1 pseudogene is annotated in these 407 nt (G+C 65.8%); it reads left to right on the forward strand.

From position 1 onward, the window contains the following. Positions 1-210: 210 nt before the first annotated feature. Positions 211-407 (forward strand): annotated as a pseudogene (locus tag AC0L3C_RS36205) (APC family permease); the annotation flags it as partial.

A 407-nucleotide genomic window follows, 5' to 3' on the forward strand; every position in this document is an offset into this window, starting at 1 on the left:
GGCGGCTTGGCCGCAGGAGCGGCGTACTGGCTCGCGCACCTCTTCGGCTAGGCGTCGCATCAGCGCCGGGCCGCGAAAACGCGTGCCTGCCTGCCCGGAATGGTGCCGTAGCGCGCTTGAGATGCACTTGATCAGCGTCAAGCAGTGCTCGCGTGGCCATGGCAAAGAAGGTCACGTCGGCTCTCATGGGCCCCTCGGCGACCAAAGAAAATGAGCACTGAAAAACGGCCGAAGCTGATCCGCTCACTAACGCTGACGCATGCGGTGCTCTATGGGCTGGGCGTCACGATCGGCGCCGGAATCTACGTCTTGGTCGGGGCGGCAGCGGCACGGAGCGGCATGCACGCGCCTCTCGCGTTCCTCGCCGCCGCGGTCGTGATGGGCATGACCGCAGGAACCTTTGCCGA

Source organism: Bradyrhizobium sp. WSM4872, from assembly GCF_055811715.1.